General features: G+C 43.8%; 1 protein-coding gene and 1 pseudogene. One reads left to right on the top strand and one right to left on the bottom strand.

The window, feature by feature from the left end; all coding sequences use genetic code 11:
* Window positions 1-224, bottom strand: a 224-nt coding sequence (locus tag B3K89_RS13585) for a hypothetical protein (protein WP_345907544.1), incomplete at its 3' end; no start/stop codon positions are given.
* Between the two features lie 111 nt (window positions 225-335).
* Between B3K89_RS13585 and B3K89_RS13590 the strand changes: the two are divergent.
* Window positions 336-739, top strand: a pseudogene (locus B3K89_RS13590) (hypothetical protein); the annotation flags it as partial.

Raw genomic sequence — 739 nt, forward strand, 5'->3', positions numbered from 1 at the left:
TTTCCAGGATTACGCTTCCTGGCAAGCTTGTTTTGCATCGTTCCCACATCAAGTGAGGCGATCTTACCGGTACCTTTTATGCTACGAGTATATTCCCACTGGTTTTTCTGTTTGTCAACGAAAAAATGTAAACGTTTACAATATTTATGAAAACCTTTGCTATAGGTACAATAATAAGTACATACTACAACTATTGGATAAGTGTAAACCTTTACAATTTCCATGAATATACACAGCTTTTTGAAGGAATCCGGCATGCAAGTTCCATGCGACATGCACACCAACATACCAACGATTTCGGTAGAGCATACGACCGATTCATTGTATGATGCCGTATGGCTTATTCAACATTTGGAAATACATGGTGGGGCGAACGGTGGCTGGACGCCTTGCATCATATAGACTACTCAAACCGGCTTGCCAGAGGCATGCGGTACGCCCGCAACGGCTCGGTAAAAAAAATCATCATCGAAGAGCCTTTGGTTTCTGCTTCAGTGCAGGGCAGCCGAAACACCCCTTACAAAGTTGTGCTTAAGGCAAATCAATTCGGCACCTTTGAGAAGACAAAACTCATAGCATTGATACAAAGCAACCCTTATTATCTCAGCCAGTTGCATGCAGGCTTTCTCCCCAAGCAACTGCTTCAAGTCTGCAATAACGAAAAAATTCAACTATTCCCCTCTTCATGGAAAGACTTGTCCATGCAGTGCAGCTGCCCCGATTGGGCCGTACCCTGCAA

This window comes from Sphaerochaeta sp. UBA5849, assembly GCA_002432715.1.
In the GTDB taxonomy this organism is placed as follows: Bacteria; Spirochaetota; Spirochaetia; order Sphaerochaetales; family Sphaerochaetaceae; genus Sphaerochaeta.